Below are 613 nucleotides of genomic sequence, written 5' to 3' on the forward strand. Positions count from 1 at the left end.
ATCTCAGGCTCAACATCAAAGTCAGTGTCGCGGATTTGCCTACGACACGCCCTACATGCTTAAACGTGGACAACCATCGCCACGCGGAGGCTACCTTCCTGCGTCACACCATCGCTTACCTACTACCAGTCCAGGTCCAAGGCTCAAGTGATTCAGCCCGAAGGCCGGCACACCATCACGATGTTAGTATCGCTGGGTTCGATATGGGCGGTTCTTCGCCGGTACGGGAATATCAACCCGTTGTCCATCGACTACGCCTGTCGGCCTCGCCTTAGGTCCCGACTTACCCAGGGCGGATTAGCCTGGCCCTGGAACCCTTGGTCATTCGGCGGACGGGTTTCTCACCCGTCTTTCGCTACTCATGCCTGCATTCTCACTCGTGTGGCGTCCACACCTGGGTCACCCCGATGCTTCACTCGCCACACGACGCTCCCCTACCCATCCGTTCACCTGAGACGTCCATCAAGGGACACTAGATTATTGAACGAATGCCACAGCTTCGGCGGTGTACTTGAGCCCCGCTACATTGTCGGCGCGGAATCACTTGACCAGTGAGCTATTACGCACTCTTTAAAGGGTGGCTGCTTCTAAGCCAACCTCCTGGTTGTCACAG

1 rRNA gene is annotated in these 613 nt (G+C 56.6%); it reads right to left on the reverse strand.

The window, feature by feature from the left end:
• Positions 1-613, reverse strand: a 23S ribosomal RNA gene (locus QSK18_RS35690); the annotation flags it as partial.

This window comes from Kineosporia sp. NBRC 101677 (assembly GCF_030269265.1).
In the GTDB taxonomy this organism is placed as follows: domain Bacteria; phylum Actinomycetota; class Actinomycetes; order Actinomycetales; family Kineosporiaceae; genus Kineosporia; species Kineosporia rhizophila.